The following is a 4,999-nucleotide window of genomic DNA, read 5'->3' as shown; positions in this document are numbered from 1 at the left end:
GTGGTGCCCTCGTAGAGGGTGTCGATCTTGGCGTCGCGGACGTACTGCTCGATGGGGTACTCCTGCAGGAAGCCCGAGCCGCCGAAGGTCTGCAGCGACTCCGTGCCCAGCAGCACCCACGAGCGCTCCGAGCCGTAGCCCTTCACGATCGGGAGCAGCAGGTCGTTGACCTTCTCGGCCAGCTCGTCACGCTCGCCGGCGTGCTCGGCCAGCATCACCTTGTCCTGCCAGGACGCGGTGTAGAGCACCAGCGAGCGCATCGCCTCGGCGAACGACTTCTGGGTCATCAGCGAGCGGCGCACGTCGGGGTGGTGCGTGATCGTGACGCGCGGGGCCGTCTTGTCGGAGGCCTGGGTCAGGTCGGCACCCTGCTGGCGCTGCTTGGCGTAGTCCAGCGCGTTGAGGTAGCCGGTCGAGAGCGTGGCGATGGCCTTGGTGCCGACCATCATCCGGGCGTTCTCGATGACCTGGAACATCTGCGCGATGCCGTTGTGCACCTCGCCGAGCAGCCAGCCCTGGGCGGGGGTCTTCTCGCCGAAGGTGACCTCGCAGGTGTTGGACACCTTGATGCCCATCTTGTGCTCGACGTTCGTGACGTAGACGCCGTTGCGCTCACCCGTCAGCTCGCCCGACTCGTGGTCGAAGTGCAGCTTGGGGACGAGGAAGAGCGAGAGGCCCTTGGTGCCGGGACCGCCCGCACCCTCGACGCCCACCGGTCGGGCGAGGACGAGGTGCATGATGTTCTCGGCCATGTCGTGCTCGGCCGACGTGATGACGCGCTTGACGCCCTCGATGTTCCACGAGCCGTCCTCGTTGGGGAACGCCTTGGTGCGGCCGGCACCGACGTCGGAGCCCGCGTCGGGCTCGGTCAGCACCATCGTGGCGCCCCAGCGGCGGTCGACCATGTGCTGGGCGATCTTCTTGTCCCGCTCGATGCCGTTCTCGAACACGATCCGCGCGAACGCGGGGCCGCAGCCGAACATCCAGATGGCGGGGTTGGCGCCGAGGACGAATTCCGCGGTGCTCCAGATCAGCGAGCCGGGGGCGCGCTGACCGCCGAGCTCCTCGGGGACCTGAAGGCGCCACCACTCGGCGTCCATCCAGGTGTTGTAGCTCTTGACGAACGCCTCGGGCATCGTGACGGACTTGGCGTCAGCGTCATACACCGGCGGGTTGCGGTCGGCGTCGATGAACGACGCGGCCAGGTCCTCGCGGGAGATGCGGTCGATCTCGCTGACGATGCTGCGGGCGGTGTCCGTGTCGATCTCGTCGAAGGGGGCCTGGCCCAGGATCTCCTGCCGGTTGAACAGCTCGAAGAGGTTGAACTCGACGTCACGGAGGTTGCTCTTGTAATGGCTCATGCCAGCATTCCTTTGGGGGGTATGCGCTGCGATGGCAGCTTGCTACTGGGAAGTAACTTAAGTATCGGCCCCCGCGGGGTGCAAAGACAAGCAGAATGCCGAATCCGCCGCTGTCGGGCCGGTCACACGCTTGAGGCGGCGTGCTCGCCGAACCATGCCGGGAACTCCTCGAGCGAGCCGAGCACGATCCCGGCTCCCGCATCGCGCAGCTCGTCGGCGCTGCAGGGTCCCGTGGTGAGCCCCACGCCGAATGCGCCGGACGAGACCGCCGCCTCCATGTCGTGGGCGTGGTCGCCGACGTACGTCGTGGCGCCCTGGGCGCGCAGCACGTCGGCCTTGCCTTCCCGCCAGGCGCGACCGAAGACCTCGGCGACCTCCAGGCCGAGTCGGTCGACGTGCAGCTGGGCGTTGGGGCCGTGCTTGGCGGTGATGAGGATCGAGCGCCCGCGGGCGTTGGCGGCGCCGATCGCGGCGTGGGCACCGGGCAGGGCCTCGACGAGCGGGAGGGCCAGCTCGGGGTAGAGCTCGCGGTAGCGGTCGGCCCAACGCTCGGCGTCGGCCTCCGGCATCCACTGGGCAAGCTCCCACTCCAGCGGCGGCCCGAGCCGGGAGACGACGAGCTCGGTGTCGATCGCGGTACCTGACTCCACGACCAGTCGGTCGTACACCGCCTTGATCCCCGGCCGGGAGTCGATCAGCGTCATGTCGAGGTCGAACCCGGTGGTCATCATGGGCTCGACGGTATCGAGTGCCCCCAGGAACGACGAGACCCCCGCGACCGTCCGGAGGGGCGGTGCGGGGGTCTCGGGTCGGGGGGTTCAGCGAATGCTGAACATGTTCGGGTACGTGCGCGTGGGCACGGGGCCGAAGCTGTCGGCGGACACGGCGCGGACGGTCTTGGTGATTCCGACGACGGTGATTGCCCCGAGGATGATGGCGATGATCATGGTGGCCTCCTTCAAGGCTCCGAGTGCGAGCCCCAGTGGCTCGTAGTTCTATTCTGCGATGTTCAACCATCAAGGACAAGCAAACATTCCTATGCCTAACATGTAGGATTGCTACATGGATGTCACCAGGCTCGCTCTCCTGAGGGAACTCGCCGAGAGAGGCACGGTCGGGGCCGTCGCGGACGCGATGAAGGTCACACCGTCGGCGGTGTCTCAGCAGCTCAAGGTGCTCGAGCGGGAGGCCGGATACACCCTCGTCGAGCCCGCCGGGCGCGGTGTCGCGCTGACGGCGGCGGGCAAGGCCCTGGCCCAGACGGCGACCGAGATCGCGGTCGCGATCGAGCGGGCCGAGGGTCAGTGGCGGGAGTACATGGCGGGGCCGGCCGGCGTCGTCCGGGTCGCGACGTTCCCGACCGGCGGCGAGATGTTGCTGCCCGGTCTGCTGGCGCGCATGGCCGACGTCCCCGAGGTCGAGCTGGTCTGCTCGGACGAGGACGGCGTGACGGTCGACTTCGCCGACCTGACGCCGGACTACGACGTCGTCATCGCGGACTCACCGACGACGGCCGCGACGTGGCACGACCGCGGTCTCCAGGTCGTCCCGCTGATGAGCGAGCCGCTCGACGTCGCCCTGCCCGAGGGTCACGCCCTGGCCCGCAAGGCGAGCCTGTCGCCGCGCGACGTGGTCGGTGAGACCTGGATCGGGGTGCCGCACGACTACCCGTTCGACCGGGTCCTGAGCCAGGTCGTTGCCGCGACCGGCGAACCGGTCCGCATCGCGCAGCGGATCTCGGACAACAGCATCGTGGAGGCGTTGGTCGCCGGCGGGCACGGCATCGCGATCCTGCCGCGGTTCACGACCCGTGAGCACGGCAACGGCCTGGTCACCCGCCCGCTGGTCGGGATCCGGGCCAAGCGGGAGATCGCGGCACTGCTGCGGCCCGACCGTTTCGAGCGCCCGTCCGTTCGTCTCGTGGTGCAGGCGTTGCGCGACGAGGCGCGGGCGGTGTCCGACCTGCACCAAGCGGTCTAGCCCACGGGGAAGGTGGATCGGGGTCAGCCGGCCGGGGTGGGGTCGTGACGGGCCGGCACCCAGTCGCCGCCGATCTGCTGGAACAGCGTCCATCCGGCGGCAGCGTCCTGCTCCAGCGCCCAGGTGTTGGCCTCCTCGAAGTCGCCGAACGACTCCTCGGCGACGACGGCGTCGGACGTGTCGCGAAGCTGGTACTGGCCCATCGTGATCTCCTTTGGTCGGCCGCCGTCGTACCCGCGTGGGAGGCTCACAAACGCTGTCGCCGCGTGTGCCCGCCCGTGCCAAGGTGGATCGCATGAGTGAGTCGAGCAATGCGTCCCCCGTCGTGGTCGTCACCGGGGCCAACGGCCTCGTCGGGTCCCGGATCTGCGCCGTCCTGGCCGAGCGGGGTGTCACGGTCCGTGCCGTCGTACGCCGTGCCGGCACGGGTCCCGCGGGCGTCGAGGAGCATGTCGGCGAGTTCCACGATCCCGACTTCGCCGCCGCGGTGGCCGCCGGCGCCACCGCGGTCGTGACGACGGTCCACCCCATGGGCTCGGACCGCGAGACCCAGCACCGTACTGCCGTCGAGGGCACGCCGGTCATCGCCCGGGCGGCACGTGACGCCGGCGTCGGACGCCTGGTGCACATCTCGACCGCCGCGGTCTATGACCGCTCCCCGGCGGCAGGGGACGTGGACGAGTCCTCAGCCCTGGTCGGCGAGGACGCCGACGACTACGCGGCGACCAAGCGGGACACCGATGCCGCCCTGGCGGAGGTGGACGGCATCACCCGCGTCCTCGTGCGCCCGCCGGCGATCCTCGGGCCGGGGCAGACATCGGTCTGGAACACGCTCCGGCCGGCCGCGATCCGCGAGCACGAGGAGGCACGGCACGCACTGCCCGAGCAGACCTTCTCGTGGGTCCACGTCGACGACCTGGCCGCCTTCGTCGCCGATGTGGCCACCGGTGACGTGGCGGCGTCGGCTGATCCCGAGCAGGGCCCGGTCGAGGGGGAGTGCGCTGCGGTCAACGTCGCCGCCGGCCCCGCGACGGTCCGCGACTACTACGAGGCCGTCACGGGCGCGCTGGGTGTCGAGCCGGTCTGGGATGACGGACCGGCGTGGACCGGTCGGATCAGCGCCGACCGCGCCCACGGCTGGGGCTGGGGTCCCGCGGTGGACCTGGACCAGGCGTTGGCGGAGATCGACACGGGGCTGCGGGGGTAGTCTGCGCTGACCATGCACGCGTACTCCACCATCGCGCGAGATGCGTCGGCCGAGATCGAGGTCAAGCACTCGGTCTTCCGGTGCACGGTGCAGCGCGTCGAGGCGGAGGACGACGCCCGTGCGTTGGTCGCGCGTCTGCGCAAGGAGCTCTGGGACGCGCGACACCACTGCTCGGCCTTCGTGATCGGCCCCGATGGTCGGCTGCAGCGGTCCTCCGACGACGGGGAGCCCGCCGGCACGGCCGGGGAGCCCATGCTCGACGTGGTGGTGGGGGCAGGCCTCAGCGACGTCGCGGTCGTCGTCTCACGATGGTTCGGGGGGACGCTGCTCGGTGCGGGCGGGCTGGTCCGGGCCTACTCCGACGCCGTTCGCGCCGGCCTCGACGCGGCGGGCACGCGGCGGCGTGAGCTGGTGCGCGAGCTCGAGGTGGAGATCGACCCGGCCGAGGCCG

General features: G+C 70.2%; 7 protein-coding genes. 3 read left to right on the top strand and 4 right to left on the bottom strand.

Annotation, left to right across the window (positions count from 1 at the left end; translation table 11 throughout):
- The 3 genes from JWQ91_RS09885 to JWQ91_RS09875 all read right to left on the bottom strand — a co-directional run.
- Nucleotides 1–1,361, bottom strand: a 1,361-nt coding sequence (locus JWQ91_RS09885) for an acyl-CoA dehydrogenase family protein (RefSeq protein ID WP_297783037.1), incomplete at its 3' end; no start/stop codon positions are given.
- A 122-nt stretch (nt 1,362–1,483) separates the two neighbouring features.
- On the bottom strand, nt 1,484–2,092 hold the full coding sequence (locus JWQ91_RS09880) for a haloacid dehalogenase-like hydrolase (protein WP_297783034.1): 609 nt from the start codon (nt 2,090–2,092) through the stop codon (nt 1,484–1,486).
- 87 nt (nt 2,093–2,179) lie between these two features.
- Nucleotides 2,180–2,308 (bottom strand): hypothetical protein, encoded by a 129-nt coding sequence (locus JWQ91_RS09875; RefSeq protein ID WP_297783032.1) that lies wholly within the window; start codon nt 2,306–2,308, stop codon nt 2,180–2,182.
- Between the two features lie 115 nt (nt 2,309–2,423).
- On the opposite strand from JWQ91_RS09875, the gene JWQ91_RS09870 reads away from it, so the two are divergent.
- Nucleotides 2,424–3,341, top strand: a complete 918-nt coding sequence (locus tag JWQ91_RS09870) for a LysR family transcriptional regulator (protein WP_297783029.1) — start codon at nt 2,424–2,426, stop codon at nt 3,339–3,341.
- 23 nt (nt 3,342–3,364) lie between these two features.
- On the opposite strand, the gene JWQ91_RS09865 is transcribed toward JWQ91_RS09870, so the two are convergent.
- Complete coding sequence (locus JWQ91_RS09865) at nt 3,365–3,544, bottom strand: hypothetical protein (protein WP_297783027.1); 180 nt, start codon at nt 3,542–3,544, stop codon at nt 3,365–3,367.
- A gap of 92 nt (nt 3,545–3,636) precedes the next feature.
- Here JWQ91_RS09865 and JWQ91_RS09860 point away from each other — a divergent pair, with 92 nt between their 5' ends.
- Both JWQ91_RS09860 and JWQ91_RS09855 read left to right on the top strand, forming a co-directional pair.
- Complete coding sequence (locus JWQ91_RS09860) at nt 3,637–4,548, top strand: NAD(P)-dependent oxidoreductase (RefSeq protein WP_297783024.1); 912 nt, start codon at nt 3,637–3,639, stop codon at nt 4,546–4,548.
- A gap of 12 nt (nt 4,549–4,560) precedes the next feature.
- The coding region (locus JWQ91_RS09855; RefSeq protein ID WP_297783021.1) for a YigZ family protein at nt 4,561–4,999 on the top strand (439 nt) is incomplete at its 3' end.

Origin of the sequence: Aeromicrobium sp., assembly GCF_025965075.1 — a bacterium.
In the GTDB taxonomy this organism is placed as follows: Bacteria; Actinomycetota; Actinomycetes; order Propionibacteriales; family Nocardioidaceae; genus Aeromicrobium.
This window is presented reverse-complemented; position numbering and strand designations above follow the sequence as displayed.